Raw genomic sequence first — 24,397 nt, 5'->3', positions numbered from 1 at the left:
CGAGGTTGCAACCGGTTGCCCGGCGGCCTTGGTTATCTTTGGTGCAGTCAATCACGGCTTGATCACTCTGGTTGTCGGTCCGATGAAAAAATGCTGCCCATCGCTGGATCACCTGTCAACAGAAATGCGACCGGGCTAGGCGACGTCTCCCTGCAATTGTCGGCTCAGGTTGTCGGCGGCATCCGGGGCATACCGGTCGATCAGGGCACCCAATTCAGGCCGGCAAGACCCGCAATTTGTTCCGGCGTTCAACGCCGCGCCGATAGCGTCGACACTGATCGCTTGCCCGCACGAGATCGCGTCAACGATCGTCTTCAACCCGACGCCAAAACAGGCGCAGATGATCGGTCCGGTGTCCTTGGCATCTGCGGGTGCGCGGCCGGGCAGAACCTGTGCGGGTGGTATGTCCGGCATCGACGCAAGATAGTCCCGCATCAAGGGCAGGGGGCGCGGCGACACGAACAGTGCCGCTTGCAGGCATCCGTTCTGCGACAACGCAATGCGAAATGAACCGCGGGCCGGATCACCTGCCGTGACCGCGTCTGCATCGGTCAGTGCAAACCATTCGCGGGCGGTTTGTTCCCAATTCTGTATCCGGGCATGATCAGCCAGCTCTGTCCTGTAACCGTTGTCCGTTCGGACCGTCGCGCGGTAGGCGACCGAGGGGTTCAGGGGTTTCCTGGAGACGGCAAAGGCGTACCACGCTGCCTGCATGACCGAGATCGAAACGGGTGTGGCCTTGCTTTCGGGTTGTCCGGAAATCGGATCAGTGGTGCCGGGAACCAGCATGTCCACCCGGCCCGAAGGCGCCGTTTCCGCAGTCCAATGGATGGGAGCAAAGGCGTGACCGATGCGAACATCTTGGGTGATGCGCGCGCGAAAAATACCACGCCCAGTGCGGCTGGTGACTTCGACAAGGTCGGCTCTGGATATCCCCTCGCGGGCGGCGTCCTGGGGGTGAATGTCCACAAATGGCTCGGCCAGATGCGCGGACAGGCGGGCTGAAAGACCGGTCCGGGTCATGGTGTGCCATTGATCCCGTGTGCGTCCGGTGTTCATCACAAAGGGATATTGCTGTCCGGGCAGGGCTGCCGGAGGTCGATGGGCAACGGGAACGATCCGGGCCTTCCTGTCGGAGTGAAAGAAGTGTCCGTCACCGAAAAATCTCCCACCTGCACGCTTGCGACCCAATGGCCAGCGGGTGGGTTCCAATTCGGCATAGCCCGCCTCGTCAATTTCGGAGAAGCCCGAAATGTCGAAGTCTTTCCCGAACCGCGCGGCGATTTGGGACATGGCGGCGTATTCCCGGAATATTTCGGCCGGTGAAGCGTAGTCGAACGCGGATTTCCATCCCATGCGGCGGCCAACTTCGGCCAGGATATCCCAATCCGGGCGCGCTTGGCCCGGTGGCTGCAGAACGGCGCGTTGCCGGCTGATGGTTCGGTCCGAATTCGTGACCGTTCCGTTCTTTTCGGCCCACCCGGCGGCCGGCAGCACAACGTCGGCCAGGCGCGCCGTATCGGTATTCAACGTCAGATCACTGACGACCGTGAACGAGCAGGCGGCGATTGCGCGGCTGACCCTGTCAGCTTCGGGCATGGTTGCCGCCGGGTTGGTGTGGATGATCCAAAGGGCCTTGATCTGCCCATCTTCGACCGCACGGAACATGTCCACGGCCTTCAGCCCCGGAGACTGCGGTATTGCAGGCGCCTGCCAATACGCCTGAACCGCGGCGCGATGATCGGCGTTTTCGATGTCCAGATGGCAAGCCAGCGTGTTGGCCAGACCACCCACTTCGCGCCCACCCATCGCGTTGGGTTGGCCGGTGACCGAGAACGGGCCCATTCCCGGCCGTCCGATCCGACCGGTGGCCAGATGGCAGTTCAGAATGGCGTTGACTTTGTCGGTCCCGCTGGAGGATTGGTTCACTCCCTGGCTGAAGACCGTCACGACGCGCGGGGTATTGATCCATAGATCGAAAAATGCGGCGAGTTTTTCGGCAGGCAGGCCGGTTCCCGAGATCTGGTCGTTTCCGGCCGTTTCCAGTGCGGCTTCCAGACCCGAGGTTAGCCTCACGAAGTCCGGGTCCACGGCCCCGCGCCGATGAATCTCGGTCAGCAGTCCGTTGAACAGCGCCACGTCGCTGCCCGGATTCAGCGCCAGATGCAGATCGGCCTGATCGCAGCTGGCGGTGCGGCGCGGGTCGATCACCACGATCCGGGTGCCGCGCGCCTGCCGTGCCGCCAGAATGCGCTGGTACAGAACCGGGTGGCACCACGCCAGGTTCGACCCGACCAGCACCACCAGATCGGCCTGATCCAGATCCTCGTAGGTGCCGGGCACGGTGTCGGTGCCAAAGGCCCGCTTGTGCCCGGCCACGGTCGAGGCCATGCACAGCCGCGAATTGGTGTCGATATTGGCCGATCCGATGAAGCCCTTCATCAGCTTGTTGGCCACATAGTAATCCTCGGTCAGCAACTGCCCCGAGACATAGAAGGCCACGCTGTCGGGACCATGCGCCGCGATCGTTTCGCGGAACCGGTCGGCCACCAGTTGCAGTGCGTCGTCCCAGCCCACATCCCGGCCAAAGGCGCGCGGTGTCAGCAGGCGGTGGCCCAGCCCGACCGTTTCACCCAAAGCTGTGCCCTTGGAACACAACCGTCCGAAATTCGCCGGGTGGTCCGGGTCGCCCCGCACGGTCAGACCGCCGGCCCCGTCCGGGCGCAGCAGCACGCCGCAGCCCACGCCGCAATAGGCGCAGGTGGATCGCACCTCGGGCAGGTTCGAGCCGTCCATCACGCGGCGCTCCGCTCGGTGACGGCGCGGGCGTCCAGCAGGATGCGCCCGCCCTCCAGCCGAACCGGATAGGTGGTGATCCGGCCTTCATCCGCGCCTTGGGCCTCGCCCGTATTCAGGTCGAACACCCAGTTGTGCAGCGGGCAGGTCACCGACTGGCCATGCACGATGCCTTCGGACAGCGGGCCGCCCTTGTGGGGGCAGGCATTGCTGGCCGCGAACAGTTCGGCCTCGGCCGTGCGGAAGATGGCGATGCAGCCAAGACGGGTTTTCACCAGACGCGCGCCACGCAGCGGCACGTCGTCGATATGTCCGATGTCGATCCAGCTCATTCCGCGGCCTCCAGGGTGAAATCTGCAATCGGGGCATAGCTCGGCGCCTTGTCACGCACATGCTCGGCCCAAGGGTCCTTGCGATAGATGCTTTGCGACAGTTCGAACCGCGCGACCAATGCCCGCCTGTTTTCGAGGTCGTCGACCACATTGGCCCTGACCCAGTCCATGCCGACCTTGGCCAGCCATTTGTACAGCCGGTCCAGATACTTGCCGCCCTCGCGATAGGCCTGGGTGACGGCCATCACCACCTCGATCGCCTCGTCCTCGGTCGGGACCTGGCACAGCAGTTCGGTTTCCTTGACGTCCATCCCGGCCGCCCCGCCGATGCCGATCTGATAGCCCGAGTCCACGCAGACCACGCCGATATCTTTGCAGGTCGCCTCGGCACAGTTGCGGGGGCAGCCCGAAACCGCCAGCTTGAGCTTGTGCGGTGTCCACGATCCCCACAGGATCTGTTCCAGCTTGATGCCAAGGCCGGTGCTGTCCTGGGTTCCGAAGCGGCAGTGATCGGTGCCGACACAGGTTTTGACCGTGCGCAGACCCTTGGAATAGGCGTGCCCCGAGACCAGACCGGCCCGGTTCAGATCGGCCCAGATGGCGGGCAGGTCCTCGCCCTTGACGCCCAGCAGGTCGATGCGCTGACCACCGGTGACCTTGACGGTGGGCACGTCGTATTTCTCGGCTGCGTCGGCGATGGCGCGCAGCTCGGCCGGGTTGGTGATGCCGCCCCACATGCGGGGCACGACGCTGAAGGTGCCGTCCTTCTGGATGTTGGCGTGTTTGCGTTCGTTGACGAACCGGCTTTGCGGGTCATCCTGATACTCCAGCGGCCAGTCGGCCAGCAGGTAATAGTTGATCGCCGGCCGGCAGACATGGCAGCCATTGGGCGTTTTCCAGCCCAGCTCCTGCCAGACGGCGGCCTGGCTTTTCAACTCTTGCGCCTTGATCAGGCGGCGCACGTCCTCGTGGGTCAGGTTGGTGCATCCGCAGATCGGTTGCGCCGCCGGCATCTGGAACTCATTGCCAAGCGTGACCTGCAGGACCTGTTCGACCAGACCCGTGCACGTTCCGCAGGATGCGCTGGCCTTGGTGCTGGCGCGCACGGCGGCCAGATCGGTGGCGCCGGCGGCGATCGCCTCGACGATGGTGCCCTTGCATACGCCGTTGCAGCCGCAGATCTCCGCCTCAGGCGGCAATGCTGCAACGGCTGACAGAGGGTCCGCGGTGTCGCCCCCCTGATAGGCCGGGCCAAAGATCAGCGTGTCGCGCATCTCGTCGATGTCGGTGCCGTCCTTGATCAGGCCGAAGAACCAGCTGCCATCGGCGGTGTCGCCATACATGACCGCGCCGATCAGGCGGTCGTCTTCGATCACCAGCCGCTTGTAGACCCCGCGCGCCGGGTCGCGGAACACGATGTCATCGCGTCCCTCGCCCTCGGCGAAGTCTCCGGCGCTGAACAGGTCGCAGCCGGTGACCTTCAGCTTGGTGGCCAGTTCCTTGACCACGAAGGCATCGGGCTGGCCCAGCAGGGTATTGGCCACGACCTTGGCCTGATCGAAAAGCGGCGCCACCAGGCCGAACAGGTGGCCGTCGAATTCGACGCATTCGCCCACGGCCAGCACATCCGGGTCCGAGCTTTGCATCTGCGCGTTCACCTCGATCCCGCGGGCAACGTCCAGCCCGGCATCGGTGGCCAGACGGGTTTCGGGGCGGATACCGACGGCCATCACCACCAGATCGGCGGGCAGCGTCTCGCCGCTTTCCAGCAGCACCGCCTCGGCGCGACCCTCGCCCAGAATGGCCTTGGTCGAGGCCTGGGTCCGCACGGTGATGCCACGGCGTTCCAGATCCTTGCGCAGCAGGTATCCGGCGGCCTCATCCAGCTGCCGTTCCATCAGATGGCCCATCAGGTGCACCACGGTGACGGTCATGCCGCGCTCGGCCAGCCCCGCCGCGGCCTCGAGCCCCAGAAGACCGCCGCCGATCACCACCGCGTTGCCACCCTTGGCGGCCGCGTCGATCATCGCGTTGGTGTCGTCCAGATCGCGATAGGAGATGACGCCGGGCAGGTCCTTGCCCGGAACCGGAATGATGAACGGGGCAGAGCCGGTGGAAATCAGCAGCTTGTCATAAGGGACATGACCGTTTTCGCCCTCGACCACCTTCATCTCGCGGTCGATCTTCACCACATGCTCGCCAAAGCGGCAGGCGATGCCCCGTTGCGCGTACCAGTCGCCGTCATGGGTGACGATGTCCTCATAGGTCTTCTCGCCCGACAGAACCGGGCTGAGCATGATGCGGTTGTAGTTTCCGCGCGGTTCGGCGTTAAAAAGCGTGATGTCGAACACATCTGGCGCGGTCTCGGTCAGATGTTCAAGCACGCGGCCCGACGCCATCCCGGCACCGATCACGACAAGTTTCTGTTTCATGGGGTCACTCCGCTGCAATGGCCTTGGGGGCGGGCGATTTCGGCTTGGCGCCGTGTTCGTATTCTTCGAGGAAATCCAGAACTTCCTGCCGGTAGGCGTAGTAGTCGGGATGTTCGAGCAACGCCTTGCGGGTGCGCGGGCGCGGCAGGTCCACGCGGGTGATCTTGCCGATCGTAGCCTGCGGGCCGTTGGTCATCATCACCACCCGGTCGGCCAGCAGGATCGCCTCGTCCACGTCATGGGTGACGCAGATCGCGGTGACCTTGGTGCGCGACCAGACCTCCATCAGAACCTCCTGCAGCTCCCAGCGGGTCAGGCTGTCGAGCATCCCGAAAGGTTCATCCAGCAGCAGCAGCTTGGGCGACAGGGCAAAGGCGCGGGCGATGCCGACGCGCTGTCTCATGCCGTTCGACAGGTCGCTGGCCTGCTTGTCCATCGCATCGGCCAGGCCGACACGTTCGAGGTAGTATTCCACCACGTCCTGCCGCTCGGCCTGACTAGCGTTCGGGTAGACCTTGTCGACCCCGATCGCCACGTTCTCTTTCGCGGACAGCCACGGGAACAGGTTGGGTGACTGGAACACCACCGCGCGTTCAGGATCGGCGCCTTCGACGTGGCGGCCATCCAGCTTGATCGCGCCCTTGGAAATCTCGTTCAGCCCCGCCGCCATGGTCAGCACCGTGGATTTGCCGCAGCCCGAATGGCCGATCAGCGAGATGAACTCGCCCTTGTCGATCTTCAGGTCGAAATCCTCGACCACGGTCAGCGGCCCTTTGGGCGTGGGATAGACCTTGTGCAGCTGCGAGAAATCCAGGAACCGGCTGTCGATCATGCCCTTCTGTGCCTCGGTCACGGCGGCGGGCACGCCGTGGATCGGCGTGACCTCGGGCAGGATGCGGGTGCCTTCGACCTTGGCTTCGATCCCCACATCCATCAGGTATTTGGTGACCTCGGCGCGCAGGCGCTTGAAGGTTTCATCGGTGTTCATCGTCGCCCGGTCGCGCGGGCGCGGGATCGAGACGCGGAACTCCTGCCCCAGCGTGCCGTCGGGGTTCAGGGCGATGATCCGGTCGGCCAGGATGATCGCCTCGTCCACGTCATTGGTGATCAGCACGCAGGTCTTGCGGTCGGCTTCCCAGATGCGCTCGATCTCGTCGGCCAGGTTGGCGCGGGTCAGCGCGTCCAGCGCAGACAGCGGCTCGTCCAGCAATAGAACCTCGGGGTTCATGGCCAGCGCCCGGGCCACGTTGACCCGCTGGCGCATCCCCCCCGACAATTCGGCCGGACGGCGCGCCGCCGCGTGACTGAGGCCGACCATCTTGACGTAATGGGCCACCTTCGCGGCCTTCTCGGCTTTGGGCAGGCCCGGAAAGACCGTATCGACCGCCAGCCCGACATTGCCGCTGACCGTCAGCCACGGCATCAGCGAGTAGTTCTGAAAGATCACGCCGCGTTCCGGCCCCGGCCCCTTGATCGGCGCGCCCTTGAAGGTGACCTGCCCGCGGCTGGGCATGTCCAGCCCGGCCATCAGGTTGATCAGCGTGGTCTTGCCGGTGCCGGAAAAGCCCAGGATCACCAGGAACTCGCCCTCCTGCACCTGCAGGTCGATGCCGTTCAGAACATCGGTGCGCCCGGTGCCTTCGCCGAAGGATTTCGAGACGTTTTCGAAGCTGAGGATGCTCATCACGCTCACCGGTTGTTGGTAAAGGTAAACAGGGACTGCAGCGCGTACATCACCCGGTCCAGCAGGAAACCGATGATGCCGATGGTAAAGACCGCCACCATGATCCGGGCCAGCGAGCTGGACGAGCCGTTCTGGAACTCGTCCCAGACGAATTTGCCCAGGCCCGGGTTCTGCGCCAGCATCTCGGCCGCGATCAGGACCATCCAACCCACGCCCAGCGACAGGCGCAAGCCGGTGAAGATCAGCGGCAGCGCCGAGGGCAGCACCAGCTTGGTGATCTTGGTCCAGGTGTTCATCTTCAGAACCTTGGACACGTTCACCAGATCCTTGTCGATCGAGGCCACGCCCAACGAGGTGTTGATCAGCGTGGGCCACAGCGAACACAGCGTCACCGTGATGGCCGAGATCAGGAAGGATTTCGCGAACCAGCCGTCATTGGTGACATAGACGGCCGAGACGATCATCGTCACGATCGGCAGCCAAGCCAGCGGCGAGACCGGTTTGAACACCTGGATCAGCGGGTTCAGCGCCGCGTTTGCGGTGGGCGACAGCCCCGCCGCGATGCCCAGCGGCACCGCCACGACCGTGGCGATCAGGAACCCGAAGAACACGGTTTTGATCGAGGTCCAGATCTGCTGGTAGTAAGACGGCGCGCCGGTATAGGCAACCTGCTTGACCTCGTCTGCGCGTCCGGCCTCGATCAACTTCTGGTTCCGCTTTTCGACCATCGCCTCGAACTTGGCGCGTTTGGCGGCCTTGGCCTGAGCGTCCTGATTCAGGTTGACCATTTCCTCCCAGACCTGCGCCGGGCCGGGCACCGCCCCAAGCGAGGTCTGTACCTTGGGGGCCAGCGTCGCCCACAGCAGCAGGAAGGCGCAAATCGACAGGATCGGTACGATCAGCAGCCGCCAGATCTCGGCCATCTGGGCGCGGGGATTGTCGCCGGCGGCGGCCTTCAGAACCGGGGTGGCCCAGCTGAGGCCCAGCACCTGGAACCATTTGTCGGCGGCGTTGATGCGGGTGAAAAGACGGGCGCGGCGCGCGTCCCGTGCGGCGTCTGCGTTGAATTCCGGATCGACCGTTGTCATCTGATGCGTCCTTGCGATGGCGGGGCGTTTCAGGGGCCCTGCCCGACCGCAGCCGGGCAGAGCGGTTCGGGGTCAGCCTTGGATTTCGGTCCCGACGACCTTCTGGTCGCCCTTCAGGCCGATCGGCAGGCTTTCGAGATAGGCGTTCGGCGCGTGGCCATCGAAGGGAATGCCGTCGATGATGTCCTCGGCTGGGGTGGGCGCCTTGTAGCCGTCGCTGTCCCAGGGGAAATCGGCCTCGTCCGCCAGGCCTTCTTCGACCAGAAGGCGCGCGGCCTGCAGATAGATCTCGGGCTTGTAGACCGACTTGGCGACTTCGTCATACCAGCTGTCTGCCTTGGCTTCGGGGATCTGCCCCCAGCGGCGCATCTGGGTCAGGTACCAGACCGCGTCGGAATAGAACGGATAGGTCGCGTTGTAGCGGAAGAACACGTTGAAATCGGGCACCTCGCGCTTGTCGCCCTTTTCGTATTCGAACGTGCCGGTCATCGAGTTGGCGATCACCTCGTAATCGGCCCCTACATATTCCGGGCGGCTGAGGATCTCGACCGCCTCGGGACGGTTGGCATTGTCGTTCTCGTCCAGCCACATCGCCGCACGGATCAGCGCCTTGGTCACGGCCAAGGTGGTGTTCGGGTATTCCTCGGCGAATTCGGCGGTGATGCCGAACACCTTTTCAGGGTTGTTCTTCCACAGCTCGTAGTCGGTGATGACCGGAACGCCGATGCCCTTGAACACCGCCTGCTGGTTCCAAGGCTCGCCCACGCAATAGCCATGGATCGTGCCGGCCTCGAGCGTGGCGGGCATCTGCGGCGGCGGGGTGACCGACAGGAACACGTCCGCGCCGATCTGACCGGTCACGTTTTCAGGGCTGTAATAGCCCGGGTTCAGGCCCCCGGCGGCCAGCCAGTAGCGCAGCTCGTAATTGTGGGTCGAAACCGGGAACACCATGCCCATGTTGAAAGGCTTGCCCTCGGCCTTGTACTTCTCGACCACCGGGGCCAGTGCCTCGGCGCTGATCGGGTGCTGCGGGCGGCCGTCGTCCATCACCGGGATGTTGGGCTTCATCTCCGCCCAGACCTCGTTGGATACCGTGATGCCGTTGCCGTTCAGGTCCATCGAGAAAGGCGTGATGATATGCGCCTCGGTTCCATAGCCGATGGTCGCCGCCAGCGGTTGACCCGCCAGCATATGCGCACCGTCCAGCTGGCCGCCGATCACGCCGTCCAACAGAACCTTCCAGTTGGCCTGCGCCTCGAGCGTCACGAACAGGCCCTCGTCCAGGAAATACCCCTGCTCATAGGCAACGGCCAGCGGCGCCATGTCGGTCAGCTTGATGAAGCCGAAGGTCAGTTCGTCCTTTTCCAGCTCCAGCATTTCTGCGGTGGCCGGCGCAACAAGGGCTGTCGTCGCAACAAGACTCAGAATGAGTTTTTTCATCTTTGTTCCTTTCGGTCCGGCCCAAACCGGGCTGGGTGGCGACCCGAGCAACGTTCGGGCCAAAAAAAAGCCGCCGACACACACCGCCGGAAGGAGAAGGCGGTTGGTCGAGCGGCTTTGCTCAGAAGTTTTGCCCAAGACATCGGGCGAATTCCTACGGTGGGCGACGTTGCCTGCCGTTGTCCTGATAAAGGCACCGGTGAGCAGATGAGTCATCCGAAATTGACGGCCATCAGGTGAAAATTCTGCAATGCAGCATAATTTGACGCTGCAGTGCAAAAAAATTAGGCGCACTTACTGGGAAGGCTCAAAAATCCGACTGTCGAAAAAGACGTTTTGCGGCAACATCAGCTTGCCGCCCGGGCCGGACACTAGCGTCGGATCGTTGCCGGCACCCTCGGGCTTTTCAGATTCGGCGGGCATGACAACACCGATTCCCTGCAGCTCGCGCCGATACAGGTCACTTTGGAACACATCGGCTGCCGTACGCTCGGCATCTGACGGATCCAGTCCATATCTTCGCGCCATGTGGTGCGCGATCCATTTGGCCTGACTGCGCCACGGAAAACCCGTCGCGCCTTCATGAAAAGTGACAAAACGGTCGACCTGACGCTGGTCGCCGCGCGCTGAAATCGCAAATTGGCCGGTCAATGCCCGGTCGACCAGGTCCGCGGGAACATCAAGATAGAGCCTTTGCGCCAGCATCTCCGACGCCGTGGTCAGGCTTTCGGAATTTGAAAGCCATCGGCCCGCCCGCCAGATCGCCCGCAGCAGCGCGCCCGTCAGATGTGGTTCCGTCTGTGCCCAATCCGTTCGCACGGCCAGTACCTTTTCCGGGGCACAGGACCAGATCGCGTTCCCCGGCAGCAGAAGCGCACCCACCCGGTCATCGACGGAAAACGACCCCCAGGGCTCACCCACGCAGAATGCATCGATCTCACCGGCGGCCAGGGCCTGGGCCATCAACGGTGGGGGAACAGTGCGGATCTCAACCTGGGTCGAGGCGAGTTCCGTGCCGCTGACCCAATATCGCAGCAGTTCCACATGCATGGAAAACGGAAACGGAACCCCGAAGGTCAGCGTTCCACCGGCCGCCTTTGCCAAGGCCGCTCCGGCCGCAAAAGCATCGCTGAAGTCGAAGGCATAGCCATTTTCGCGCAGCCGCGCCTCCAGTTGGCGGCCAACGCCGATCACGTTTCCATTGACCGACAGGACCGATACGGCCGAAAGGGGCGTGACGATCCCCCCAAGCCCCAGCGCCATGGCTACCGGGACAGGGGACAGCAGATGCGCCGCATCAACATGTCCGAAGGCCAGCATGTCCCGCAACGAGGACCAGGACGGGGCGGGGCGCAGGTCCAAGGAGATGCCCTCGGCCTGATCATATCCCATCTCGTGCGCCACGATCAGGGGGGCCGCATCGACCAACGGCATATAGGCCGCTCGGAGCGAGACCGCCCTCATGACAACAGCCCCGAAGCGGTCACCAATGCCTCGGCAACATCGGCCACCCGACGATTCTGATTCATGGCGGTCTTGCGCAGCAGGGCATAGGCTTCATCTTCCTGAATGCCCTTTGCTTTCATCAACAGCCCTTTCGCGCGGTCGATCACCTTGCGCTCTTCCAATGCGCGTCTCGTTTCGGCCAACTCGGTCCGCATTTGGCGCAGCACTTGGAAACGGGCGATGGCGGTGTCGATGATGGGCTTGACCCTTTCGGGATGCAGACCGTCGACGACATAGGCCGAGACACCTGCTTCGACCGCAGCTTTGGACAGGCCGCCTGCAGCCCCGGATACGAACATGGCAACCGGCCGCTCCATCGGGCCGGAGGCGGTTGTCAGTTCTTCAAGCATGTCCCGAGATGGATTGTCGATGTCGATCAGAACGACATCGGGATTGTGGACAGCAATCTTGCGCGGCAATTCAGACACGCCATCGATCACGTGCGCCTCGACGCTCCCTGCCGCTTTCAGGGCCTCGAGGATCGCGTCGGCGCGGTCCGGGTTCTGTTCGACAACAACAACGGTCAACGTTTGGTTCATAACACCGAACTGACCAAGCCGGCAGAGCGAGGCAATGCCACCCTCGGAGCGCTGCGCTCAATTCTCTGGAAAGCGCCTATCCAGATGGCAGACCGTGCGCAGATGCCGAATAATTCAGCACGTTGCTGCCCCGGACATATTTGGAGATACGACCAACCAACAAAAAAGGCGCCGCAGGGCGCCTTGTTTTATTGGTCGGAGTGAGAGGATTCGAACCTCCGACCCCTGCCTCCCGAAGACAGTGCTCTACCAGGCTGAGCTACACTCCGACCGTGGCGCGTGATCTATACCCAGTGGATTTGATGCGCAAGAGGGATTCTGTGTGCTTTTTGTCCGAACTGACTCTGCCGCTTGGACCCACAGGAATTGACGGGTCAGGGCAGGGCCTCGGTTTGATAGAGGCGGATCTTCGTGCCGCCATGATCGACGATCGGACCCGGAGGCAGCAATGGCAGGCGGGTGGCGCGCGCCAAAGACTGGTTGCTGGTGACGACGCCGACACGCCAGCCTGAAAACCTGGACAACATCACTTTGCCAAAGCTGCCATACAGCGACCGCAGGCGTTTTTCGTCGCCGATGCGTGCCCCATACGGTGGGTTGACGATTACCAGGCCCGGCCCGCCCATGGGCGGTTTCAGGTCAGCGACTGCGCGTTTTTGGAATCGCGTCGCGCCGTCCACCCCGGCGCGGCTGGCATTGGCCTGCGCGGCCGCGATCGCCCCGTCATTCCGGTCCGAGCCATAGAACGCGGTATCTGTCTGCGTCGCGACCCAGTCGGCGCGGAGTTCCGCCCAAGCCTTGGGGTCGAATCCGGCAAATTCCTGAAAGGCAAAGGCTCTGTCGCGGCCGGGCGGCAGGCCCAGAGCGATCTGGGCGGCTTCGATCACGAAAGTGCCCGAGCCACACATCGGGTCCAGCACCGGCTCAGATCCGTCAAAGCCGCAATTGCGCAGAAACATCGCCGCCATCGTTTCGCGCATGGGAGCCTTGGCGACCGCTTCCTTGTGCCCGCGCTTGTGCAGCGCTTCTCCGGAACTGTCGAGGGAAAATGTGCAGATGTCTTTCTCGATTCGCAGCAGAACACGGACCGTCGCCTCGGACGAGATCGGAGACCCCAACATGTCAGAGATTGCGCCTTCAATCCGTTGCCGTGCGGCGCCAGCGTGATAGATGCGGGATTTTCGGCTGGTGGCCTCAACCCGAACCGGGACGTCGGGTTTCAGAAAATCTCCCCACGGAAACTTTCGTGCCCGCTTGTCCAACTGAGCCAGGTGCACAGCCGGGAACGAACCCACCCGAACCAACACCTTGTTGGCCCCGCGCAACTGGAGATTGGCCCGCCAGACCTCGCGCAGGTTGCCACGAACCGTGACACCTCCGGGTGCAAGTCGGGCCTCAGCGAATCCGGCCTCCTGCGCTTCGGCGAGGAGGGGAGCCTCCAGACCGGGTGTCGCGACCAGAAAAATCTCAAGATCGGTATTTTCCATTCCGGCTGCTTATATCAGCAGGGCCATCCGTGCGACACGAAATTTCCTACCAAGTTTTTGGTACTCCGCCCGTGGTTTCGGGTAAAAATAGCTACACGACGCGCGATTTGGGCGGTAACAGGTTTGCGTTTGGCCGCTTCGCCGCGTAAAGGGGCCGTAATCAGAGAGACGCCCGCGGATTTCGGCCGGTCCTCGTCGTTTTTACGACGGGCTTGACGAAACTCCGCGCTATTCAGTGCCCAAAGCAAAGGGCCCTGTATGACGGGCGCAAGAAAAAGGCTTGGAAGAACGTAGCGACATGCAAACTTTCAAACTGAAAAAGGGACTGGACCTTCCGATCGAGGGATCGCCTGAACAGGTCATTCAGCCAGGGCCAGCATATTCTTCGGTTGGCGTGCTGGGTGGAGACTATATCGGGCTCAAACCACGGATGCTGGTGCAGGAAGGGGACAACGTCCAGCGCGGCGCGCCGCTGTTCTGCCACAAGGATGCGCCCGAGGCGATGATGGTGGCGCCGCTGACCGGCAAGGTCGTGGCCATCAACCGCGGCGCGCGGCGCGTGTTGCAGAGCGTTGTGATCGAAGTGTCGGACCCCAACGACCCCGGCGTCGATTTCTCGGGCGTGGGCGATGCCGAGACCGCACAGGGCCTCACCGCCAAGCTGTGCGCCGCCGGCCTGTGGACCGCGTTCCGCACGCGGCCCTATTCCAAGATGCCGCAACCGGGCACCGCGCCCGCCGCGATTTTCGTCACCGCCATGGACAGCGAGCCGCTGGCCGCCGATGCCGCGCTGATCATCAATGACGCGGCCGAGGCCTTTGCCGCCGGTCTGGCCGCCGTGGCCAAGCTGACCGAAGGCAAGACCTATCTGTGCCAGAAGGATGGCGACACGATCCCCGGCGCCGATCTGCCGGGCGTCGAGGCTGCGGCCTTCAGCGGCCCCCATCCGGCGGGCCTGGCCGGGACGCATATCCACTTCCTCGAACCCGTGACCGCCGAGAAAACCGTCTGGACCATCGGCTATCAGGACGTGATCGCCATCGGGCGGCTGCTGCAGTCGGGGCATCTGGACCCGAACGTGGTGGTTGCTCTGACCGGTCCCGGCGCGCGTCAACCGCGTCTGATCCGCACCGTCATGGGCGCCTCGACCGAGGATCTGACCCGTGACGAGATCAATGTTGATGGCGAAGCACGGGTCATTTCGGGTTCGGTCCTTTCGGGTCGTCAAGCCACCGGGCCGTTCGCCTATCTGGGACGCTTCGCGCGCCAGATCTGCATTATCCGCGAGGATCACGACCAGATCCCGATGGGTTGGATCCGTCCGATGCCGTCGAAATACGCGGTGCAGCCGGTTCTGGGTTCGGCTTTTGCCAAAAAGCTGTTCGCCTTCACGTCGAACCTGAACGGTGGCCGCCGCGCCATGGTGCCCACCGGCACCTTCGAAGAGCTCATGCCGCAGGACTACCTGCCGACGCAACTGCTGCGGGCGCTGTTGGTGATGGATACCGACACGGCGCAGGCCCTGGGCGCGCTGGAGCTGGACGAAGAAGATTTGGGCCTTGTGGGCTTTGCCTGTCCGGCCAAGTATGAATACGGGCTGGCGCTGCGCGACTGCCTGACCAAGATTGAAAAGGAGGGCTGATCCATATGGGTTTGCGCAGCTTCTTTGACCGGATCGAGCCGAACTTCACCAAGGGCGGCAAGTACGAGAAGTTCTTCCCCATCTACGAGATGGTGGAAAGTTTCATCTACACTCCGAAAACCGTAACATCCGTGGCGCCGCACGCGCGATCCTACGTGGATATGAAGCGGATCATGACCTATGTCGTGATCGCCACCATCCCCTGCATCCTGTGGGGCATGTACAATACCGGGTTCCAGGCCAACTCGGCCATCGCGACTCTGGGCCCGGAGTCGGCAACCGGTTGGCGCATCGCAGTCCTGCAGGCCTTGGGCATTTCTCTGGACCCGTCCAGCATCTTTGCCAACGTGATGCACGGGCTGATGTATTTCCTGCCGATCTACATAGTCACGCTGGTCGCGGGCGGCACCTTCGAGGTGATTTTCGCCACCGTGCGCGGGCATGAAGTGAACGAGGGCTTTCTTGTCACCTCGATGCTGTACACGTTGATCATGCCGGCCACCGCGCCGTTGTGGCAGGTGGCGCTGGGGATCATCTTTGGTGTGGTCATCGGCAAAGAAGTGTTCGGTGGCACCGGCAAGAACTTCCTCAACCCCGCGCTGGTGGGGCGGGCCTTTCTGTATTTCGCCTATCCCGCATCCATGTCGGGTGACGCGGTCTGGACCCCGGTCGATGGCTTTTCCGGCGCGACCGCGCTGGCCGTTTCGGCCGCTGACGGCTATCAGGCGCTGGCGGCCGAGGGCATCACATGGTGGAACGCCTTCTTCGGCTCGATCCAAGGCAGCTTTGGTGAGACATCGACCCTGGCATGCATGGTCGGGCTCGCCTTCCTGCTGATGACCAAGATTGCCAACTACCGCCTGATCGTGGGCTGTCTGGCGGGAACCATCGGCTTTACCCTGCTGCTGAACCTGATCGGATCGGATACGAACCCGATGTTCGCGATGCCATGGTACTGGCACGTCGTGCTGGGCGGTTATGCGTTCGGTCTGGCCTTCATGGTGACCGAGCCGGTCTCGGCCAGCCACACCAATATGGGCCGCTATATCTACGGCGCGCTGATCGGGGTGATGGTCGTGATGATCCGGGTGGTGAACCCGGCCTTCCCCGAAGGCATGATGCTGGCCATCCTGTTCGGCAACGTCTTTGCGCCGCTGATCGACCATTTCGTCGTTCAGGCAAACATCAAACGGAGGGCGCGTCGCCATGTCTGATACGCAATCCCCTGAACCCAAAGGCGCCATCGCCAGGTTCCTGGCGGCCTCGCCGGACTCGGTTGGCAAGACGATCTTCATCGCGGTTGCCGTGTGTCTGGTTGCTTCGATGATCGTGTCGGCCGCGGCGGTCAGCCTGCGCCCGGTGCAAGAGGCCAACAAGCTCAAGGACAAGCAGATCAACGTTCTGCAGGTCGCGGGCGTCTATGAACCGGGCATCGACGTGGCCGAGGCTTTTGCCGCTTTCGAACCGCATGTGCTGGAACTGGCGACGGGTGAATTCGTCGACGACCAGTTCGACCCGGCCACGTTCGACGACATTGCTGCCGCCAGTGACCCCGAGTTGAGCGAGCCGCTTGCCGACGACCCTGCCGGCATCGGCCGCAAGGCAAAATACCGCGTGATCTACCTGCTGCGCGACGAAAACGGCGCGTTGGACAAGGTGATCCTGCCGGTCCACGGCTATGGGCTGTGGTCTACGCTCTATGGCTTCATCGCGCTCGAAGCGAATGGCAACGACATCTTCGGGCTGCAATTCTACCAGCACGGCGAAACGCCGGGCCTGGGGGCCGAGGTGGACAACCCGCGCTGGAAAGCCCTCTGGAGCGGCAAGAAGCTGCGTGACGATGCGGGTGATCTGCAGATCACGGTCGCCAAAACGATGCCCGCCGCAGGGCCTGACTTCTATATCGATGCGCTGGCCGGCGCGACCCTGACGACGGTCGGCGTCGACAACCTGGTGAAATTCTGGATGGGAGACGCGGGCTATGCTCCGTTCCTGGCCAAGCTGCAAGCAGGAGAGATCTGATGTCACAGACCAAGAAAGATCTGCTGGTCGACCCGCTTGTCGACAACAACCCGATCACGTTGCAGGTGCTGGGCATCTGCTCGGCGCTGGCGGTAACTTCGTCGCTGCAGGTGGCCTTCGTGATGTCGCTGGCGGTGATGTTCGTGACGGCGTTTTCGTCCTTCTTCATCTCATGCCTGCGCAACCAGATCCCTGGCTCGATCCGGATCATCGTACAGATGGTCATCATCGCGTCTCTGGTGATCCTGGTCGACCAGATCCTCAAGGCCTATGCCTTCGAGATCTCGAAGACGCTGTCGGTTTTCGTGGGCCTCATCATCACCAACTGCATCGTGATGGGCCGGGCCGAGGCCTTTGCCATGAAGAACCCGCCCGTGGCGTCCTTCATCGACGGCTTGGGCAACGGCATGGGTTATGGCCTGATACTGATGCTGGTCGGCGTCATCCGCGAGCTGTTCGGCTCGGGCTCTCTGTTCGGGGTGACCATTCTGGAAACCGTGAACAATGGCGGCTGGTACGTCCCCAACGGCTTGCTGCTGCTACCGCCGTCGGCCTTTTTTATCATCGGCCTGATCATCTGGGCCTTCCGCACGTGGAAGCCGAACCAGGTCGAGGAACGTGAATACAAGATCCAGCAGGTAGAGGCGCACTGATGGAAGGTCTCATCTCACTGGCCGTAAAGGCCATCTTCGTCGAAAACCTCGCGCTCAGCTTTTTCCTGGGCATGTGTACCTTCATCGCCGTGTCGAAAAAAATCTCGACGGCGCTGGGGCTAGGGATCTCGGTCATGGTCGTGCAGGCCATCACCGTTCCGGCCAACAACCTGTTGCTGAACTACCTGCTCAAGCCGGGTGCGCTGGCGTGGGCCGGGTTCCCGGATGTGGACCTGACCTTTCTCGGCCTGATTTCATATATCGGCGTGATCGCGGCGATGGTGCAGATCCTCGAGATGGTTTTGGACAAGTATTTCCCACCGCTCTACAACGCGCTGGGTATCTTCCTGCCGCTGATCACGGTGAACTGCGCCATCCTGGGCGGCTCGCTGTTCATGGTCGAGCGCGACTACAACTTTGCCGAGGCCGCAACCTATGGCCTGTCCTCAGGCTTTGGTTGGGCGCTGGCGATCACCGCCATGGCGGGCGTGCGCGAAAAACTGAAATATTCCGACATTCCGGACGGACTGCAGGGCCTCGGCATCACCTTCATCACCGCAGGTCTGATGGCGATGGCCTTCATGTCCTTCTCGGGCGTCAAACTGTAAAGGGGCAGGGGCATGGAAACTTTCTCGCTCGGCGTTGTCCTTTTCACCCTGATCGTTCTGGCCCTGGTCGCGCTTATCATGGCGGCCCGGTCTCGGCTGGTTTCATCGGGCAACGTCAACATCACCATCAACGGTGAGAAAACCATCTCGGTTCCTGCCGGCGGCAAGCTGCTGCAGACGCTGGCAGCCGAAAAGCTGTTCGTTCCGTCGGCTTGCGGCGGGGGCGGTACCTGCGCGCAGTGCCGGGTGCGAGTGCTGGAGGGCGGCGGGTCGATCCTGCCAACCGAAGAAAGCCACATCACCAAGCGCGAGGCCACCTGCGGTGACCGCCTGTCGTGCCAGGTGGCCGTCAAACAGGACATGAAGATCGAAGTTCCCGAAGAAGTCTTTGGCGTCAAGAAATGGGAATGCACCGTCCGGTCGAACGACAATGTGGCGACCTTCATCAAGGAACTGGTGCTGGAACTTCCCGAGGGCGAGGATGTGAATTTCCGCGCGGGCGGGTACATCCAGATCGCCGCCCCGGCGCACAAGGTCGACTACAGCGATTTCGACGTCGCCGAGGAATACCGTGAGGATTGGGACAAGTTCAATCTGTGGCAGTACAAATCCACGGTTACCGAACCGATCGAGCGCGCCTATTCGATGGCCAACTACCCCAACGAAAAAGGCATCATCATGCTCAACGTGCGGATCGCCTCGCCCCCGCCGGGGTCCGAAGGCATTCCGCCCGGGCAGATGTCGTCCTACATCTTCAACCTGAAGCCGGGTGACAAGGTTACGATCTCGGGTCCGTTCGGCGAGTTCTTCGCGCGCGACACCGACAAAGAGATGGTGTTCGTCGGTGGTGGCGCAGGTATGGCCCCGATGCGCAGCCACATCTTCGACCAGCTCAAGCGTCTGAACACCAAACGCAAGATCACCTTCTGGTATGGTGCGCGGTCGCGCCGCGAGATGTTCTATGTTGAAGATTTCGACCAGCTGGCCGCCGAGAACGAAAATTTCGAGTGGCACGTTGCTTTGTCCGACCCGCAACCGGGCGACGATTGGGATGGCTACACAGGGTTCATCCACAACGTTCTGTTCGAGGAATACCTCAAGAACCACCCGGCGCCCGAAGACTGCGAATTCTACATGTGCGGTCCGCCAATCATGAACCAGTCGGTCATCAACATGCTGCTGGATCTGGGTGTTGATCGCGAAGACATCATGCTGGACGACTTTGGTGGCTAAGACAAAACCGGCGCAGTCTTGCGCCGGTTTCATTTTGTAACATCAAGACCCAAAACGCTGCGTATTGCCGTCAGTGGGTCAACGCGGTTGTCCCGCATGCAGCGTTCTACCAACGCCAACGTCCGTTCGAAACGACGACGATACCCAAGACCCCGCAGCCGGGGAAAACGCCGCCCTTGGCGGCTATCCAAAAATCCCAGCCAGATCACGTATCGCAACAGGAAATAGGCTCCGGCCCTGAGCCCACCCGACGAGAACGTGCTGCATTCCCCATCGCAATCAGCGCGGTGGTCGCTGCGCCATTCAGCGTGGACACAAAAGCAAGGACGCAGAGCACAGCGGACCAAGCACCAGCACGCCAGTCAGAAGACTGAACAGGCCGGCGGCAACCCACAGGGCCTCGGACCTTGCGGACAGAGGTCTCACAGTCAGAAAATGTCTCTCATTTCAGTGTGCTGGCGCGGGTCAGAGCCTCAAATCACTGGCGCTGCGCGGCAGGCAGGATTTGACGTCGAACAGGACATTCCGGGCCTTTCCGAACGCTCGGATTTCGGCCGGATCCATCGCAAGATATGCGTCATGGACAACCGCAAGGACGATACCGTCATAGGTGCCGGGCTTGGGGTGCTCCAGCAGGTCGATCCCATACTCGTCACGTGCGGCTTGCGGATCGGCATGGGGATCGTGAACGTCTACGGTCACACCGTAGCTCTGCAACTCGTGAACGATGTCGACGACCCGGGTATTTCGCAGATCAGGGCAGTTTTCCTTGAAGGTTAGCCCCATGACAAGGACCCGGGCGTCCGTCATCTCGATCCGCTCGCGGATCATTCGCTTGACCAACTGGGACACGACATATGCGCCCATTCCATCGTTCAGGCGCCGCCCCGCCAGAATGACCTGAGGATGATGGCCAACGGCCTCGGCCTTGTGGGTCAGGTAGTAGGGGTCGACCCCGATGCAATGCCCACCGACAAGGCCAGGGCGGAAGGGCAGGAAATTCCATTTGGTGCCCGCCGCCCGCAGCACCGCATCAGTGTCGATGCCGAGGCGGCCGAAGATCATGGCAAGTTCGTTCACCAGGGCGATATTCAGATCGCGCTGTGTGTTCTCGATCACCTTTGCAGCCTCGGCCACGCGGATGCTTTCGGCCTTGTGCGTCCCCGCCGTGATGATCCGCGCATAAAGCGCGTCCACCAGATCGGCGGCCTTAGGCGTCGATCCCGACGTGACCTTGCAGATATCGGCGATGCGATGCGCCTTGTCGCCGGGATTGATCCTTTCAGGACTGTACCCGACAAAGAAACCCACGTTGAAACGCAAGCCGGACTCCCGCTCGAGGATCGGGACGCAGTCTTCCTCGGTCGCGCCGGGGTAGACGGTTGATTCATAGATAACCAGATCACCAGGCTTCAACACCCGTCCAACCGTTTCTGAGGCGCGCAGCAACGGTGCAAGGTCTGGCTGTTTTTGTGCTGTGATCGGTGTGGGCACCGTCACGATATACGTGTCACAGTCCGCCAGATCAGCGGGGTCAGTGGTAAACCTAAGACCCCCGGCGGCGGACAGCTCGTCTTCGCTGACCTCATGCGTGGCGTCACTGCCCTGGCGCAGCGCGTCGATGCGCGTGGGATTGATGTCAAAGCCCAGAACCGGTCCGATCTTGCCAAAGGCAGCGGCCAACGGCAGGCCGACATAGCCCAGACCGATCACGGCGATCCGACGGGAATTGGGGTTCGTTTCAAGCATACGTCAGGTCCGGGTCACTAGATCATTTGCCGTGGTATTCGCGGAACCATTCGACAAACTGAGCGATTCCATCCTTGAAATCGGTCTGCGGACGATACCCGGTCAGGCGTTGCAGCAGGTCGGTATTGGCCCATGTCGCCGGAACATCACCCATCTGCATGGGCATGTAATTCCGGATCGCCTTCTTGCCCACGGCTTCCTCGATTGCTTCGACGAAATCCATCAGACGCACCTTGTCACCATTCCCGATGTTGACCACACGATAGGGCGCGACCGGCGACAGGCTGTCACCCTCCTCGATATCCTCGGGGCCGTCCGGACGGACGGGGACCGCATCGATCAACAACCTGATCCCGTGCACCAGGTCGTTCACATTGGTGAAGTCGCGATACATTTCGCCGTGATTGTAGATGTCGATCGGGCGCCCATCCAGAATTGCATCGACAAACTTGTACAGGGCCAGGTCTGGACGGCCCCAGGTGCCGTATACGGTGAAGAACCGGAACATGGTCGTGGGCAGATCCCAGAGATGGGCATAGGAATGTCCCATCGATTCGTTCGCCTTCTTGGTGGCAGAATAGATCGTCAATTGGGTGTCGGCCTTTTCCACCTCGGTAAAGGGCATGTCTTCGTTTGCCCCATAAACCGAAGAGGTAGATGCCATGAGCAGGTGACCGACCTTGTGCTGACGGGCCACCTCCATCACGTTGAACGTACCCACAACGTTTGAATCGATATAGCTGCGCGGGTGTTCAAGGCTGTAACGCACACCCGCCTGGGCGGCGAGGTGAACGATAACCTCGGGCTGGAATTCGTCTGCAACCTGCATGAGGCGTTCGTGGTTTTCCAACAAATCCTCGGTTGCTGAGAAGCCGGGCGTCTGCAACAGCATCTGATGGCGGCGCTGTTTGAGAGTGACGTCGTAGTAATCCGTCATCCCGTCATAGCCATGGACCTGAAATCCTTCGGACAACAGCAGCTTGGCCAGGTGGAACCCGATGAAGCCCGCAGTGCCCGTAATCAATACCCGTTGCATGAAACCCTCGAACGCAAATCAACAATCCCGACCATCAGGGACCCTTTCGACCCGCCAAGGTCAAGGGGATTATCGGTCGGTGGGGCCTCATATCCGATGCAGGGCGGGGCGCGTCAACCATTTGCCGCGTCCAACCCCGCATTGACCCGCGAGGGTAGGAATTGATCCAGCGCCCGACCCCAAGTCGTGATGGGCTGCTCCTGGATGAAAACAATATCGTAGGGCCGCAGTTCCATACGGGCCGCGATCGACAATGCCGCGCTGTTCGGCACCCAGTTGGCTGCGAACTGTGATATTTCCGAGTGTCTCCGTCAGTTCGGCGCCGCGCAGACCGACCTCCTGTTCAAGTTCGGCCAAGGCAGCCCCCTTAGCCTGAAGGTTCAGGCAGATGACTTCGATCTGATCGCGATAAAACTTAAGAGCCCGGTCCAAGTCATAGCTGGTATCGGAAAACACGGCGTCCCCGTTCAAAAGGACAAGTTGACGAAACTCCGGTCGGGCCAAATTGTCGCGCAACGGAATCTGATACAAATCCCAACTGCGGTAGATGCGGATCGTGCCCAGCTCTCGATCCCGGGTCGTCAGGCCTCCGGCCGCGGCAATCGCCTGACCGGGCGTCAATGGAGCGACGGTCAGCGGCACCACGACCGACGTTGCAACCTGCCCGCCTACCGCGACGTGTTTCGAGTTGTACGCCACCACCTCCAGCAACACGGCCGGGTTGCGCTGGCCTCTGGCCAGCGCGTCGAACACATCCGTTTCCGCCTCACTTATCGTCCGGCCGGCGACTTGAACCCGACCGGCGCCGGGGATCGAGATCGTGCCGTCATCGCGCACGGTGAAGGTATCCCGCTGAGCGCCTGAGCCAGCAAGTTCGGCAACCCGTGCGGGGCGTATGCTCGCCACCACATCACCCGTTCCCAGGTGGAAAGGTGGAGCCTTCACACGCGGAGGCGCGCGCCACATCCGCCACCACATCGGCATCTGCAAAGACATCGTCGGAATGCAGCATTCCGATGACATCGCCCCGACAACGCCCGATCCCTCGGTTCAAGGCGTCGTATAAACCCTGATCCGGCGCAGAATGCCAGTTCAATGGGCGCTCGCCCTGCCAATTGAGGAGCACTTCAAGCGTCCCGTCTATCGAGCCTCCATCCTGTTCCAGATGCTCGATCTGCGAATGGCTTTGCTCGCCAACGGATGTCAGCGCTTGGGCGAGCGTGTCAGCCCGGTTCGATACAGCCGTAACAATGGAAATCCTCATATGTTCGACCGGATGTCAGGCATCGGGCAAACGAATGTCGAACAACAACCCAAAGGAGGAACGTCTGTCGCTGACAAAACGGACACCGCTGGCTTCAAAGGCTCGCCACAATTTGCCCAGGTTCTCCTTCCGCGACCGAGGTACCCCGTCCACCTTTTCGTACCGAGTGATGGTGGCAGCACCCACACCGGACCGCTCGGCCAATTCCCGAACGGACCAATTCAGTGCACCACGCGCCGCGCGCAACTGCATTCCGGTCAAGATCTCTGCGTGACTGTTCCGCACTACCGCGGCAGCCCGCATTCTGCAATGGTTTTTGTTTGGCAATAGCTACCGCACCGGAAGAGACTCCAGTCAATCTTTACGCGAGCGCATCTCATGCACCACATCTTTCAGATGAGAGATCGATTTTCAATCGCAAATGTTGTTGCTCAAAAAAACGGAGGGCACGGCATCAGTTTTTTTGACGAAATGACAACCACAAGACCGAGATCGGATCTTCATCTTAGGTGCGGCGAATAACGGTTTGTTAACCATTTCCGCTCAGTCTCCGAGGAGATTACGTAGGGCAGATCAGTGAAGCAGTGGACCGTTCTTGTTGGTGTTTGGGCCGCGGTGGCCCCTTGGCCGGTAAAGGCGCAGGATCAGTCGGCGATAGAGTCCGCGGTCTCCATTCAAGTGTGTGGATCGCGCAACGTGGTCCGAGCGCGGTGGATGCGCGATGGCGGTCTTAAAGTCAGATGCGACAGGACAAGCAGGGCGGAAACCAACCCAGAGGTTCCGCATGTCACACCTGCATCAACGAACCTTGTCGGCTTATTGGCGCCTGCGCTCGGTCTAGGAGCGGCGGTGGCAGCGATCGCGTCCGGTTCAGCTACTCCCACAT

20 protein-coding genes and 1 tRNA gene are annotated in these 24,397 nt (G+C 61.8%); 6 read left to right on the top strand and 15 right to left on the bottom strand.

What is annotated here, in order from left to right:
- Positions 1-135: 135 nt before the first annotated feature.
- The 10 genes from ACR0CU_RS14720 to ACR0CU_RS14675 all read right to left on the bottom strand — a co-directional run bounded on the left by ACR0CU_RS14720 (position 136) and on the right by ACR0CU_RS14675 (position 13,304).
- Entirely contained in the window at positions 136-2,796 is a 2,661-nt protein-coding gene (locus ACR0CU_RS14720) for a molybdopterin-dependent oxidoreductase (protein ID WP_480643330.1), read from the bottom strand.
- Complete coding sequence (gene nirD, locus ACR0CU_RS14715) at positions 2,796-3,128, bottom strand: nitrite reductase small subunit NirD (protein WP_093963084.1); 333 nt, start codon at positions 3,126-3,128, stop codon at positions 2,796-2,798. Before nirD ends, ACR0CU_RS14720 begins: the two co-directional genes overlap by 1 nt.
- Positions 3,125-5,560, bottom strand: a complete 2,436-nt coding sequence (gene nirB, locus ACR0CU_RS14710) for a nitrite reductase large subunit NirB (RefSeq protein WP_170448170.1) — start codon at positions 5,558-5,560, stop codon at positions 3,125-3,127. Before nirB ends, nirD begins: the two co-directional genes overlap by 4 nt.
- A 4-nt stretch (positions 5,561-5,564) precedes the next feature.
- Entirely contained in the window at positions 5,565-7,244 is a 1,680-nt protein-coding gene (locus tag ACR0CU_RS14705) for an ABC transporter ATP-binding protein (protein WP_170448168.1), read from the bottom strand.
- A 5-nt stretch (positions 7,245-7,249) separates the two neighbouring features.
- The gene (locus ACR0CU_RS14700; protein ID WP_068345377.1) at positions 7,250-8,332 is read right to left on the bottom strand and encodes an ABC transporter permease; all 1,083 of its coding nucleotides are present in this window, start codon (positions 8,330-8,332) and stop codon (positions 7,250-7,252) included.
- Between the two features lie 72 nt (positions 8,333-8,404).
- Complete coding sequence (locus ACR0CU_RS14695; RefSeq protein ID WP_170359409.1) at positions 8,405-9,772, bottom strand: CmpA/NrtA family ABC transporter substrate-binding protein; 1,368 nt, start codon at positions 9,770-9,772, stop codon at positions 8,405-8,407.
- 294 nt (positions 9,773-10,066) lie between these two features.
- Positions 10,067-11,236 carry an ABC transporter substrate-binding protein gene (locus ACR0CU_RS14690; RefSeq protein ID WP_170448166.1) on the bottom strand — a complete coding sequence of 390 codons (1,170 nt, stop codon included), beginning with the start codon at positions 11,234-11,236 and terminating at the stop codon, positions 10,067-10,069.
- Entirely contained in the window at positions 11,233-11,817 is a 585-nt protein-coding gene (locus ACR0CU_RS14685; protein ID WP_170341425.1) for an ANTAR domain-containing response regulator, read from the bottom strand. The genes ACR0CU_RS14690 and ACR0CU_RS14685 overlap by 4 nt, the downstream gene beginning before the upstream one ends.
- 192 nt (positions 11,818-12,009) lie before the next feature.
- Positions 12,010-12,086, bottom strand: a tRNA-Pro gene (locus ACR0CU_RS14680).
- A gap of 105 nt (positions 12,087-12,191) precedes the next feature.
- Entirely contained in the window at positions 12,192-13,304 is a 1,113-nt protein-coding gene (locus tag ACR0CU_RS14675; protein WP_170448164.1) for a THUMP domain-containing class I SAM-dependent RNA methyltransferase, read from the bottom strand.
- Positions 13,305-13,602: 298 nt separating this feature from the next.
- Between ACR0CU_RS14675 and ACR0CU_RS14670 the strand changes: the two genes are divergently transcribed.
- From ACR0CU_RS14670 to nqrF, 6 genes are read left to right on the top strand one after another with little or no spacing between them, the layout of a single operon-like run.
- Positions 13,603-14,946, top strand: a complete 1,344-nt coding sequence (locus ACR0CU_RS14670) for a Na(+)-translocating NADH-quinone reductase subunit A (protein WP_170448162.1) — start codon at positions 13,603-13,605, stop codon at positions 14,944-14,946.
- Between the two features lie 5 nt (positions 14,947-14,951).
- Positions 14,952-16,160: an NADH:ubiquinone reductase (Na(+)-transporting) subunit B gene (locus ACR0CU_RS14665; RefSeq protein ID WP_170365861.1), complete on the top strand. Its 1,209-nt coding sequence runs from the start codon at positions 14,952-14,954 to the stop codon at positions 16,158-16,160.
- Positions 16,153-16,968, top strand: coding sequence for a Na(+)-translocating NADH-quinone reductase subunit C (locus ACR0CU_RS14660; RefSeq protein ID WP_170359420.1), 816 nt, complete (start codon positions 16,153-16,155; stop codon positions 16,966-16,968). Before ACR0CU_RS14665 ends, ACR0CU_RS14660 begins: the two co-directional genes overlap by 8 nt.
- Entirely contained in the window at positions 16,968-17,621 is a 654-nt protein-coding gene (locus ACR0CU_RS14655) for an NADH:ubiquinone reductase (Na(+)-transporting) subunit D (RefSeq protein ID WP_170341481.1), read from the top strand. Before ACR0CU_RS14660 ends, ACR0CU_RS14655 begins: the two co-directional genes overlap by 1 nt.
- Positions 17,621-18,229: an NADH:ubiquinone reductase (Na(+)-transporting) subunit E gene (gene nqrE, locus ACR0CU_RS14650; RefSeq protein ID WP_050603817.1), complete on the top strand. Its 609-nt coding sequence runs from the start codon at positions 17,621-17,623 to the stop codon at positions 18,227-18,229. Before ACR0CU_RS14655 ends, nqrE begins: the two co-directional genes overlap by 1 nt.
- Before the next feature lie 12 nt (positions 18,230-18,241).
- A complete protein-coding gene (nqrF, locus tag ACR0CU_RS14645) occupies positions 18,242-19,462 on the top strand; it encodes an NADH:ubiquinone reductase (Na(+)-transporting) subunit F (protein WP_170341458.1) in 1,221 nt (406 codons plus the stop codon).
- A gap of 465 nt (positions 19,463-19,927) precedes the next feature.
- Here the strand turns inward: nqrF and tviB are convergent, their stop codons facing one another.
- The 5 genes from tviB to ACR0CU_RS14620 all read right to left on the bottom strand — a co-directional run bounded on the left by tviB (position 19,928) and on the right by ACR0CU_RS14620 (position 23,763).
- Positions 19,928-21,211 (bottom strand): Vi polysaccharide biosynthesis UDP-N-acetylglucosamine C-6 dehydrogenase TviB, encoded by a 1,284-nt coding sequence (gene tviB / locus ACR0CU_RS14640; protein ID WP_170448160.1) that lies wholly within the window; start codon positions 21,209-21,211, stop codon positions 19,928-19,930.
- 22 nt (positions 21,212-21,233) lie between these two features.
- Entirely contained in the window at positions 21,234-22,247 is a 1,014-nt protein-coding gene (locus ACR0CU_RS14635) for a GDP-mannose 4,6-dehydratase (protein ID WP_170448158.1), read from the bottom strand.
- 87 nt (positions 22,248-22,334) lie between these two features.
- Entirely contained in the window at positions 22,335-23,153 is an 819-nt protein-coding gene (locus ACR0CU_RS14630; RefSeq protein WP_170448156.1) for a polysaccharide biosynthesis/export family protein, read from the bottom strand.
- A 4-nt stretch (positions 23,154-23,157) separates the two neighbouring features.
- The gene (locus ACR0CU_RS14625; RefSeq protein WP_170448154.1) at positions 23,158-23,511 is read right to left on the bottom strand and encodes a glycosyltransferase; all 354 of its coding nucleotides are present in this window, start codon (positions 23,509-23,511) and stop codon (positions 23,158-23,160) included.
- 15 nt (positions 23,512-23,526) lie between these two features.
- Complete coding sequence (locus ACR0CU_RS14620; RefSeq protein WP_170448152.1) at positions 23,527-23,763, bottom strand: helix-turn-helix domain-containing protein; 237 nt, start codon at positions 23,761-23,763, stop codon at positions 23,527-23,529.
- Positions 23,764-24,397 lie beyond the last annotated feature (634 nt).

The organism is Ruegeria sp. BC2, from assembly GCF_056539245.1.
The sequence above is the reverse complement of the archived record's forward strand: the minus strand, read 5'-3'. Positions and strand labels throughout refer to the sequence as shown.

Bases quoted from the DNA above. Each gene is read 5' to 3' on its own strand.
- ACR0CU_RS14690 (WP_170448166.1), bottom strand. From the start codon at position 11,236: ATGAGGGCGGTCTCGCTCCGAGCGGCCTATATGCCGTTGGTCGATGCG.
- ACR0CU_RS14625 (WP_170448154.1), bottom strand. From the start codon at position 23,511: ATGAGGATTTCCATTGTTACGGCTGTATCGAACCGGGCTGACACGCTC.
- ACR0CU_RS14700 (WP_068345377.1), bottom strand. From the start codon at position 8,332: ATGACAACGGTCGATCCGGAATTCAACGCAGACGCCGCACGGGACGCG.
- ACR0CU_RS14670 (WP_170448162.1), top strand. From the start codon at position 13,603: ATGCAAACTTTCAAACTGAAAAAGGGACTGGACCTTCCGATCGAGGGA.
- ACR0CU_RS14655 (WP_170341481.1), top strand. From the start codon at position 16,968: ATGTCACAGACCAAGAAAGATCTGCTGGTCGACCCGCTTGTCGACAAC.
- ACR0CU_RS14665 (WP_170365861.1), top strand. From the start codon at position 14,952: ATGGGTTTGCGCAGCTTCTTTGACCGGATCGAGCCGAACTTCACCAAG.
- ACR0CU_RS14695 (WP_170359409.1), bottom strand. From the start codon at position 9,772: ATGAAAAAACTCATTCTGAGTCTTGTTGCGACGACAGCCCTTGTTGCG.
- tviB (WP_170448160.1), bottom strand. From the start codon at position 21,211: ATGCTTGAAACGAACCCCAATTCCCGTCGGATCGCCGTGATCGGTCTG.
- ACR0CU_RS14635 (WP_170448158.1), bottom strand. From the start codon at position 22,247: ATGCAACGGGTATTGATTACGGGCACTGCGGGCTTCATCGGGTTCCAC.
- ACR0CU_RS14705 (WP_170448168.1), bottom strand. From the start codon at position 7,244: ATGAGCATCCTCAGCTTCGAAAACGTCTCGAAATCCTTCGGCGAAGGC.
- nqrE (WP_050603817.1), top strand. From the start codon at position 17,621: ATGGAAGGTCTCATCTCACTGGCCGTAAAGGCCATCTTCGTCGAAAAC.
- ACR0CU_RS14620 (WP_170448152.1), bottom strand. From the start codon at position 23,763: ATGCAGTTGCGCGCGGCGCGTGGTGCACTGAATTGGTCCGTTCGGGAA.
- ACR0CU_RS14675 (WP_170448164.1), bottom strand. From the start codon at position 13,304: ATGGAAAATACCGATCTTGAGATTTTTCTGGTCGCGACACCCGGTCTG.
- nirD (WP_093963084.1), bottom strand. From the start codon at position 3,128: ATGAGCTGGATCGACATCGGACATATCGACGACGTGCCGCTGCGTGGC.
- ACR0CU_RS14685 (WP_170341425.1), bottom strand. From the start codon at position 11,817: ATGAACCAAACGTTGACCGTTGTTGTTGTCGAACAGAACCCGGACCGC.
- nqrF (WP_170341458.1), top strand. From the start codon at position 18,242: ATGGAAACTTTCTCGCTCGGCGTTGTCCTTTTCACCCTGATCGTTCTG.
- ACR0CU_RS14660 (WP_170359420.1), top strand. From the start codon at position 16,153: ATGTCTGATACGCAATCCCCTGAACCCAAAGGCGCCATCGCCAGGTTC.
- nirB (WP_170448170.1), bottom strand. From the start codon at position 5,560: ATGAAACAGAAACTTGTCGTGATCGGTGCCGGGATGGCGTCGGGCCGC.
- ACR0CU_RS14720 (WP_480643330.1), bottom strand. From the start codon at position 2,796: ATGGACGGCTCGAACCTGCCCGAGGTGCGATCCACCTGCGCCTATTGC.